The organism is Kitasatospora sp. MY 5-36 (assembly GCF_001182915.1).
Classification (GTDB): domain Bacteria; phylum Actinomycetota; class Actinomycetes; order Streptomycetales; family Streptomycetaceae; genus Kitasatospora.
Genome location: NZ_LFVW01001442.1, coordinates 1 through 544, shown reverse-complemented (window position 1 = coordinate 544; position 544 = coordinate 1). Strand labels below are relative to the sequence as shown.

Below are 544 nucleotides of genomic sequence, written 5' to 3'. Positions count from 1 at the left end.
CCGGCCCCGCCGCGCGCCGCCCGTCCGGGCCCGCCGCAACTGGTCCCCAAGCCCGGGCCGGCACCGCGCCGCCCGGCCCCCGCCGAACCGCGGGTGGAGGTCCAGCGGATCGCCGCCACTCCGGCACAGGCGGTGGAGCGCGCCGACGACGCGGTCGACCTGCTGCTGGAGTCCGGCCGCAACCCGGGCGACATCCTGGTGCTGACGGTCGACGAAGCGCACCCCTGGCAGCAGCACGAGCTGTCCTTCGGTGAGGAGCGCTACTGGGCGCAGCTCGCCGAGGGCGGCGACGTGTTCTACGCGGACGCCGCGCTGACCCGTCCGGTCCGTCGCGAGGTGGTCGTCCTGGTGGTCAACGGCGGACCGTCCGCCCGGGCCGCCGAGGCGTACGCCAGGGCGCTCGACCACGCGACCGCGCTGCTGGTGGTCTGCGGCGACGCCGGCCCGGCCGCGAAGGGCGCGGCCGGAACCACGCCGGGCCGCCCGGGCAAGGCCTGACCACAGCCGTCCACTTCGGGCCCGGCGCCGCCGTACGGTGCCGGGC

1 protein-coding gene is annotated in these 544 nt (G+C 78.3%); it reads left to right on the top strand.

Translation table 11 applies throughout. The features are described from left to right. Positions 1–498 (top strand): hypothetical protein (locus tag AE652_RS42850; protein ID WP_369808384.1); only part of this gene is annotated, 498 nt, incomplete at its 5' end. Positions 499–544: the final 46 nt, after the last annotated feature.